The organism is Pedobacter sp. 01N416 (genome assembly GCF_056399685.1).
Window position 1 is genome coordinate 1 of the sequence record NZ_JBFTRT010000728.1, and the last position, 2107, is coordinate 2107.

Annotated in this window: 2 protein-coding genes; one reads left to right on the forward strand and one right to left on the reverse strand. The window is 44.0% G+C overall.

All coding sequences use genetic code 11. The features are described from left to right. Positions 1-890: cyclic nucleotide-binding domain-containing protein (locus AC1DND_RS26370; RefSeq protein WP_477585629.1), on the forward strand; the 890-nt coding region annotated here is incomplete at its 5' end. Positions 891-1046: 156 nt separating this feature from the next. Here AC1DND_RS26370 and AC1DND_RS26375 read toward each other — a convergent pair. After that, positions 1047-2107, reverse strand: a 1061-nt coding sequence (locus AC1DND_RS26375) for a DUF3472 domain-containing protein (protein ID WP_477585631.1), incomplete at its 5' end; no start/stop codon positions are given.

The window sequence follows — 2107 nt, forward strand, 5'->3', positions numbered from 1 at the left end:
ATGTGATCCTCTGTGATATCATGATGCCAGAACTGGATGGTTATGGGGTTTTGTACCTGCTGAACAAAAACCAGAAAACAGCAAATATTCCTTTTATTTTCATTACGGCAAAAACCGAGCGGGCAGACATGCGCAAAGGCATGGAAATGGGTGCAGATGATTACCTCACCAAACCGTTTGATGATATAGAACTTTTTAAGGCTATAGAAAGCAGGTTTAAAAAGAAACAACAATCAGCTGGCTTTAATGCAGCGTCGGGCAATAGCGAAGCGGTGATGGACGAGCTCCGTAAAAAGGGTAAATCAAGGCCAATTACCAACAAACAGATTATTTATGTGGAAGGGGATGAACCGACCCATCTTTATTATGTAGTTAAGGGCCAGGTAAAAACCTACAAACGTTTTAAGGATGGCAGGGAGCTTTCGTCGAGCTTGTATCATGATGGCGATTTTTTTGGATATGAAAGTTTGTGTAATGGCGAAGTATACACAGACAATGCAGCAACCTTAATTGAATCAGAAATTATCCATATTCCCAAAGCCGATTTTATGGAGTACCTGCTCAACCATCAGGCCGTATCCAAAACTTTTATTGCTTTATTGTCTGGAAATGTGCGCGATAAGGGAAAGCAAATGCTTCAACTGGCCTATTCATCGGTACGGAAACGTGTAGCAGAAGCGTTGCTACAAGTGGCTGCTAAATTTGGAGACGGTGTTGAAGATAGCTGTACCATCCGGATTTCTCGTGATGACCTGGCTGCATTGGTAGGTACGGCCAGCGAAACCGTAAGCCGAATGCTTGCTGATTTTAAAGATGAAAAACTGATCGATAAAACAGGCAATGCCATARATATCCGCTCGATCGAAAAACTCAGAAACATTAAACAGTAGCGCGATCATTAGTTAACTGGCTATTGTGGGGCTGGACTTAAAGGCGTCGCAGCAAGTTATTTCGATCAGCAATGTACTTTAATCGATTCCGCACAGCCAACTTCAAACTAATCCTATCCCGGGTAATACTTTATATTTCCCGGGATAGGGTTGTTTTTATGGTAAAGTGGTTAAATCAACAGTTGGGGCTGTGCCGGTAGCGGTTCTGTTAAAAACCGTCCCGTAAGTCGTATAAGTAGCAAAGAAACCTCCGTTTTTCAGATAAAAGCTATTACCGGTAACGCCACCCTGGTAATCCATACGTTGCTCAGCTGATGCAGTGGCATCGTAGCTAAAACTGGCATTGGTAACCTCTGTCCAATTGCCACTACTGGTTTTATACCATTGATTGCCGTAGTTACAACTTCTTTGCAGGTAGCCCTGGTCTGGGTTAAAGTTCTCGATAAACGAATACATTCCTGTTAAATACGCCGTTGTATTTGGACGTTTCCATTGTGCTATGATCTTCCAGGTACCATTTTCGGGTGCATAAAACCAGGCCGTATAATCCGATCCGCCCGCACCATCGGGTTTGCCCTGCAATAAGAATTTATAGGTAGTACCCGCTACCCAGTTAAATAAGAGATAAGATTGTCCGCCTGTGCCTTCGCCACCGAACCCATTAGAGGTTATATCAGTTCCCTTCCTTACCAAAGTAGTGCTGCCGGTTGATGGATCCCATACCGAAAATAAAACCCTTCTTTCTGTAGCTGAGTTAACTTGCATGCCAAAGTACCCCCCGCTAAAACCATCGGCCATGAAATACGAACCGATTCTGTCTTGTCCGCTGGGCACATTCAGCTCACTGTAAAACCATTCTGTGCCCGATGGTACGGTGTAATTTAAATGGCACGATGGGCCTCTTCTCGACCAATAATAACTGGATACGGTATTGGCATATTGCACATTGGAAGCCACTGCAGGTCCGCTAATCACCAGGTCGGAAATGTCGCCATAGTAACTACCTGTTTTACTCACGCCCTGTATATCTACCCGTACATAGCCCGCAGCTGTAATATTTACGGTACCAATGGTAGTTGTGGTAGCAGTGGTACCGGTAATGGTTTTATTAAATACGGTACCATTAATAGTTACCTTGATGTTGCTGCTTCCTGAAGGTACGGTGCCTTTTACCGCTACAGTTAAACTTCCGGTAAGCCCTAAACGGAACCATACGC